The organism is Vibrio sp. Isolate22 (assembly GCF_022398115.1).
Lineage (GTDB): Bacteria > Pseudomonadota > Gammaproteobacteria > Enterobacterales > Vibrionaceae > Vibrio.
The window spans coordinates 1-632 of the sequence record NZ_JAKEUW010000157.1 but is presented as its reverse complement, the minus strand read 5'-3'; the positions used below and the strand labels follow the sequence as shown (position 1 = coordinate 632).

The following is a 632-nucleotide window of genomic DNA, read 5'->3' as shown; positions in this document are numbered from 1 at the left end:
GGACTACGAGAGAGAGTGGAGGTAGCTGATCAGATCGTAGGTTCTGGATTTAGTTCCATTGAATTACGCAACAAAGCCAAGAGTGAGGGTAGTACGTGGGGATCGAAGCATTAGCATTTGTTATGGATGCGCTAGTCACGGCATGTTGTATGTACATTGCATCTAAAATGTCGTTTGTGGTGGCGGATTTTAAGTCTCTTCTAACGATAGCGATTTGATCCGCCCCAGCAGTTTTGGACACTGAGTTAAGTGAGTACAATCACTAACGAGGTGAACAATGACAACTAAGAAAACTAGAATTAAACATTCCCCTGAATTTAAAGCAGAAGCCCTGAAGTGTCGTTTGTGGTGGCGGATTTTAAGTCTCTTCTAACGATAGCGATTTGATCCGCCCCAGCAGTTTTGGACACTGAGTTAAGTGAGTACAATCACTAACGAGGTGAACAATGACAACTAAGAAAACTAGAATTAAACATTCCCCTGAATTTAAAGCAGAAGCCCTGAAGTTAGCAGATAAAGTGGGAGTAGCTGCGACAGCAAGACAGCTTTCTTTACATGAATCTCAAATCTACGGGTGGCGAAAGAACTCGAAGAAAGACACCAGTACTAGTCAACGAGAGCAAGAACTAGCC

Annotated in this window: 1 protein-coding gene; it reads left to right on the top strand. The window is 43.0% G+C overall.

Annotated features, from left to right (window positions below; all coding sequences use genetic code 11):
• Positions 1-446: 446 nt before the first annotated feature.
• A partial coding sequence (locus L1D55_RS27505) for a transposase (protein ID WP_239917338.1) occupies positions 447-632 on the top strand: 186 nt, incomplete at its 3' end.